Origin of the sequence: Pseudomonas sp. (assembly GCF_030147005.1) — a bacterium.
GTDB lineage: Bacteria > Pseudomonadota > Gammaproteobacteria > Pseudomonadales > Pseudomonadaceae > Aquipseudomonas.
On sequence record NZ_JASLAW010000256.1, the window covers coordinates 1 to 5,539 of the forward strand.

A 5,539-nucleotide genomic window follows, 5' to 3' on the forward strand; every position below is an offset into this window, starting at 1 on the left:
CACGGCAAACGCGGCCACTGCCTGGTATTCGTTATAAAGAATTTCCACATACAGAGGCATGGTGGTGGTCTGGCCGCGGATGTAGCCGGACACCACCGACACCGCGCCGAACTCGCCCATGGCCCGGGCCGTACACAGCACCACGCCATAGATCAGACCCCACTTGATGTTCGGCACGGTGACATGCCAGAACATTTGCCAGCCGTTGGCGCCCAGCAGGCGCGCGGCTTCCTCTTCCTGGGTGCCCTGCTCCTGCATCAGCGGGATCAGCTCACGGGCCACGAACGGCACAGTGACGAAGATGGTCGCCAGCACGATACCGGGCAAGGCGAACACGATCTGGATGTCATGTTCCTGCAACCATGGCCCGAAGAAGCCCTGGGCGCCAAACATCAGCACGTACACAAGCCCTGCGATCACCGGCGAGACCGAAAACGGCAGGTCGATCAGCGTCACCAGGATGCTTTTGCCACGGAATGAATACTTGCTCACGCACCACGCCGCGCTGACCCCAAACACCAGGTTGAGCGGCACCGAGATCAACACGGCGATCACCGTGAGTTTCAACGCCGACAGTGCGTCCGGTTCAAGGATCGCGGTGAAGAACGCGCCGAGGCCATTCTTCAAACCCTGGGACACCACGATCAACAGCGGCAGCAGCAGGAACAGGACGAACACCAGCCAGCCAAGGCCGATCAGAATGCGTCGCGACGTCGCGCTGCCGCGCCGGGCGGCGTTGGCCGAGGACGCGGCGGAAATAGACGATTGGGACATGTTCCGCGCCTCCTTAAGGACGTTCGATGCGCCGCTGCAACAAGTTGATCAGCAGCAGCAAAACAAAGGAAACCACCAGCATCAGCACACCGATAGAGGTAGCGCCGCGGTAGTCGTACTGGTCGAGCTTGACCATGATCAGCAACGGCAGAATCTCGGTTTTCATCGGCATGTTGCCGGCGATGAAAATCACCGAGCCGTACTCGCCGACGCCACGGGCAAAGGCCAACGCGAAACCGGTCAGCCAGGCAGGCAACAGTGCCGGCACGAGGATGTGGCGGAACACTTGCAGTGGCTTGGCGCCAAGGCAGGCGGCGGCTTCTTCGACTTCCCGGGGGATATCGGCGAGCACCGGCTGCACCGTGCGCACCACGAAGGGCAAGGTGACGAACGTCAGCGCCAGGGTGATACCCAGCGGGGTGTAGGCGATCTTGAAGCCCAGGTCGGCGGCGAACTGGCCAACCAGCCCGTTAGGCGCATACAGCGCGGTCAATGCGATACCGGCCACGGCGGTGGGCAGGGCGAACGGCAGGTCGATCATCGCATCGATGATCTTGCGTCCGGGGAAGGTGTAGCGCACCAACACCCAGGCCAGCAGGGTGCCGATCACGCCGTTGATCAGCGCGGCGTACAACGCGGTGCTGAAGCTCAGTTTCAACGCCGCCAGCACACGGGGTGCGGAGATGATGTTCCAGAACTGATCCCAGGTGAGTTGAGCGGCGTGTACAAACATCGCCGCCAGCGGGATGAGTACGATCAGGCTGAGGTACACCACGGTGTAGCCCAGCGTCAGCCCGAAGCCGGGTATGACGGGGGAGATACGACGCGACATAAGAGTCCTTGGTTAGCGGAACGGAAACGCATGTGACCCACTGTAGCGAGGGAGCTTGCTCCCGCTGGCGTGCGAAGCGCTCCCAAAACCGGTGCCCACGATGCGTCTGGGTCGCCTGGTTCTGGGGCTGCTTCGCGGCCCGGCGGGAGCAAGCTCCCTTGCCACGACAAGCCTTGGTGCTGGTTATTGCGCCGTATAGATCTGGTCGAACACGCCACCGTCGTTGAAGAATTTCGGTTGGGCAGTTTTCCAACCGCCGAAATCTTTATCGATGGTGACCAGGTCCAGTTCAGGGAACTGTTGGGCGTATTTGGCGGCGACTTTCTCATCGCGTGGGCGGTAGAAGTTTTTAGCCGCAATTTCCTGGCCAGCCGGGCTGTACAGGTACTTGAGGTACTCGGTGGCGATCTCGGTATTGCCTTTTTTCTCGGCGTTCTTGTCGACCACGGCCACTGGCGGCTCCGCGAGGATCGACAGCGAAGGCACGACGATGTCGAACTTGTCGGCGCCGCCGTCTTCCTTGAGCGCCAGGAACGCTTCATTTTCCCAGGCCAGCAGCACGTCGCCCTGGCCGTTGTTGACGAAGGTGATGGTAGAACCGCGCGCGCCGGTGTCGAGGATCGGCACATGCTTGAACAGCGCTTTGACGTACTCCTGCGCCTTGGCTTCGCTGCCGCCGGCTTTGAGGCCGTAGGCCCAGGCGGCGAGGAAGTTCCAGCGCGCACCGCCTGAGGTTTTCGGGTTGGGCGTGATCACCGACACGTCGTTCTTGATCAGGTCGCCCCAGTCCTTGATGCCTTTGGGGTTGCCCTTGCGTACCAGGAACACGATGGTCGACGTGTACGGGGTGCTGGCATCCGGCAAACGGGTTTGCCAGTTTTCCGGCAGGGTTTTGCCCAGCTTGGCGATTTCGTCGATGTCGCCGGCCAGGGCCAGGGTCACCACGTCGGCGCGCAGGCCGTCGATCACCGCACGGCCTTGCTTGCCCGAACCACCGTGGGATTGCTGGATCTTGACGTTGTCGTCCGGATGGGACTGTTTCCAGAAGGTGGTGAACGCTGCGTTGTAGTCCTGGTAAAGCTCACGGGTCGGGTCGTACGAAACGTTGAGCAACTCGTAGTCTTTGGCAACGGCGGAACCGGCAAACACGGCACTGGCCAGCGCGGCCAGGGCATAACGGCGAATCGACGACATAGAAGCTCCTGAAAATTCTTGGGTGTTGGCTTTTCTTATTAATTGCGGGCCTATCGCCGTTCTCGCTCAGCTCGGTTTGTTGCCGGGATTCTGCAGACGGAATTTTTCCTTGCGTTCGATCTGTACCACTTGAGCGTTGTGCACGGTGATTTCCACCGCGCCAAACCGCAGATCGCGCAGGGCGCTCTGGATCTCACGCAAAATGGCTGCTTCGTCCTGGCCGTCGACGCTACGTAGAGATGCGCTCATGGTCTCGCTCCTGAAATGAATAGTGCCTGGCAGTGGCGGCACTGCTTGCGGCGTGAGGGCGATAGTAGATAAGCGCGGATATTCTTAAAAAGACTATTTAAGAATGTTTATATAACCAGAAAGAATTTTCTGGTAGGGCGCGGGGTTGGGCGCGTGTGTTTCGCACCACGGCACCGAAATAAAGCACTGTGAAGTCCGATGAGGGAGGAGGCTCGAACCGTAAGTAGTGTCCAGGATTACTTGACCAGTTCAGCTTGCCCCCTCCCATATGTGTATCTCAGCGCTGGATGGGAGGTGCCCTGGTCCAATCAATCTCCTGCGCCGGCACCGGCCGTCCAAACCAATACCCTTGCCCCATGTCGCATTCCTGATCCAGCAGGAAGCGCGCCTGTTCAACCTGCTCGATCCCTTCGGCATGCACCTGCATGCCCATGCTTTTCGCCAGGGCGATGACCACACGCACGATGGCGGCGTCGTCTTCATCCCACGGCAAGCCGGCGACGAAGCCCTGGTCGATCTTGAGTTTCTGCACTGGCAGGCGCTTGAGGCGCAACAGCGAGGAATAGCCGGTGCCGAAATCGTCGATGGCCAGGCGCAAGCCCAGCTCGCGCAGGCGGTGCAGTTGTTCAAGGGCGACTTCCGGGTCGTCCATCACCGCGCTTTCGGTGACTTCCAGTTCCAGGAAGGCCGGGTCAAGGCCTGTATCGTGGAGCACCTGGCCCACCTGTTCATAGAGTTCGCGCCGGGCAAAGAGGCGGCTGGATATGTTGATAGCGATAAACCCCAACGGCACGCCATCCGCCAACCATTGGCACATCTGGCGGCAGGCCTGGTTCATTACCCAGGCATCAATGTCGGCGATCAACCCGGTGCGCTCGGCGATCGGGATAAACTCACCCGGCGGCACCAGACCGCGTTGCGGATGCTGCCAGCGCACCAGCGCTTCGACGCCAACCAAACGGCTGTCATGCAGGCCGTGCACCGGTTGGTAATAGACGCGCAGTTCCTGCTGGTCGAGGGCGCGGCGCAATTCGCTGGCGATTTCCACACGGTTCTGCGCATGAGCCGTCAGCTCCTCGGTGTACAAGGCGTAGCCTTCACGGCCGGCGTGCTTGGCCTTGAACAAGGCCGAATCAGCGTTGCGCAACAATTGCTCGGCGCTCCGAGCATCGCTGGGGAACAGGCTGATGCCGATGCTGGCGCTGATAAACAGCTGGTTGCCGTCAAAAACAAACGGCTCCTTCATGGCCTCAAGCATGCGCTGCGCAAGGGCCGCAGCCTGCAACACCTGTGGGCAACTTTCCGCCAGCACGGCGAACTCGTCGCCGCCCAGCCGCGCCAGGGTCACCCCAGGCCCGAACAGCCCCTTGAGCCGGTCGGCCACCAGTTTGAGCAGTTGGTCTCCAACGTTGTGGCCCAGGCTGTCATTGATGATCTTGAAGTGGTCCAGGTCCAGCAACAGCAACGCACAGCCACGCTTGTGCACTTGCGCCGAAGCCAGCGCCTGCTCGGCGCGGTCGGTGAACAACAGGCGGTTGGGCAGGCCGGTCAGCGGGTCGTGGTGAGCCAGGTGCGCCAGCTCGTATTCGGAATCCTTGATGGCGCTGATATCCGAGAACACGGCGACGTAGTGGCTGATGCGGCCTCGCTCATCACGGATTACGCGGATGGTTTGCCACTGCGGGTAAATTTCTCCGCTTTTGCGTCGATTCCAGATTTCGCCGCTCCATTCGCCGCTGCGCTCGAGGATCTGGAACATCTGCTGATAAAAATTCGACGAATGGCGCCCGGACTTGAACAGGCTGGGTGGCTGACCCATGACGTCTTCGCGCCGGTATCCGGTGATCTCCATAAACGCCCGATTAACGTGCACGATCAGCCCCTGAGCGTCGGTGACCAGCACCCCTTCGCGGGTGCAATCAAACACCGCAGCGGCCTGCTGCAGGCGTTCACGGTTTTCTTTCAGGGGCTGTTGCAGCTGGTGGGCACGCGCAAAACCTATGCCCATCAGGTAAATAGCCAGCGCGCTCAGGCCTACCCAGACATAGCCGCGCAGTTGCAGCCAATGCGCCAGGGCCTGGGGTTCATCGATAAAGTTGATCAATAATTGGTGGCTAAGCCTGAGCCATACAATCGAAATCAGCAGGTACACCAGCCCCGCACGTAGGGCTCCTCGGTATGAAAACAGCATATGGTCAGTAATCCTTACCAAAAAACAGAATCGCCCTACGAAGGCTGGGGATTATAGAATAAGAAACATCCAGTCACTTCTATCTGAAAGGGCGGCTGGTTTTCTCTGTAGGCTTAGTGATAATGCGTGAGCTGTTTTTTACTTTATCTGAGGGCCATACAGCCTATGTGGTACAACGGTTTTCTTGACCTGTCAGCCTGGCAACTGGTGGCAGTCACGTTGTTGATGACCCACGTGACCATTATTGGGGTCACGGTTTATCTGCACCGTTATTCAGCCCATCGCTCGCTCGAGCTCAA

At 59.8% G+C, this 5,539-nt stretch carries 5 protein-coding genes and 1 pseudogene; 1 reads left to right on the forward strand and 5 read right to left on the reverse strand.

Annotated features, from left to right (window positions below; all coding sequences use genetic code 11):
- From cysW to dibA, 5 genes are all read right to left on the reverse strand, one after another.
- Nucleotides 1-774, reverse strand: a 774-nt coding sequence (gene cysW / locus Q1V60_RS24860) for a sulfate ABC transporter permease subunit CysW (RefSeq protein ID WP_300635797.1), incomplete at its 3' end; no start/stop codon positions are given.
- Between the two features lie 13 nt (nucleotides 775-787).
- A complete protein-coding gene (gene cysT, locus Q1V60_RS24865) occupies nucleotides 788-1,606 on the reverse strand; it encodes a sulfate ABC transporter permease subunit CysT (protein WP_065949976.1) in 819 nt (272 codons plus the stop codon).
- Between the two features lie 183 nt (nucleotides 1,607-1,789).
- Nucleotides 1,790-2,800, reverse strand: coding sequence for a sulfate ABC transporter substrate-binding protein (locus tag Q1V60_RS24870; RefSeq protein ID WP_300635800.1), 1,011 nt, complete (start codon nucleotides 2,798-2,800; stop codon nucleotides 1,790-1,792).
- A 66-nt stretch (nucleotides 2,801-2,866) separates the two neighbouring features.
- Nucleotides 2,867-3,049: a sulfur starvation response protein OscA gene (gene oscA / locus Q1V60_RS24875; RefSeq protein WP_003170956.1), complete on the reverse strand. Its 183-nt coding sequence runs from the start codon at nucleotides 3,047-3,049 to the stop codon at nucleotides 2,867-2,869.
- Between the two features lie 277 nt (nucleotides 3,050-3,326).
- On the reverse strand, nucleotides 3,327-5,240 hold the full coding sequence (gene dibA / locus Q1V60_RS24880; protein ID WP_300635804.1) for a phosphodiesterase DibA: 1,914 nt from the start codon (nucleotides 5,238-5,240) through the stop codon (nucleotides 3,327-3,329).
- A gap of 165 nt (nucleotides 5,241-5,405) precedes the next feature.
- Here dibA and Q1V60_RS24885 point away from each other — a divergent pair.
- Nucleotides 5,406-5,539 (forward strand): annotated as a pseudogene (locus Q1V60_RS24885) (acyl-CoA desaturase); the annotation flags it as partial.